Here is a 205-nt window from a genome sequence, read left to right on the forward strand (position 1 = left end):
AATTAACTAATAAACGCGTTGCTTTTGAATTTAAAAAAAATAATAACGAACATTTAAATTATGTAGCATCGAGTATTTGCCGTTGGGAAACAGACTATATGCCATTTTTGTTATATGACGGAGATAGACAATTTATAATTAATAATGGTGATTTTAATAACTTAACTGAACGTAACATCAAGGAAGATTAATATGGAAAAAGTCC

1 pseudogene is annotated in these 205 nt (G+C 27.3%); it reads left to right on the plus strand.

Annotated features, from left to right (window positions below):
* Positions 1 to 191, plus strand: a pseudogene (locus tag ACTRWE_RS19395) (DUF6795 domain-containing protein); the annotation flags it as partial.
* Positions 192 to 205: the final 14 nt, after the last annotated feature.

The sequence above is a fragment of the Pseudoalteromonas sp. G5_S1_54_S4 genome, from assembly GCF_054968565.1.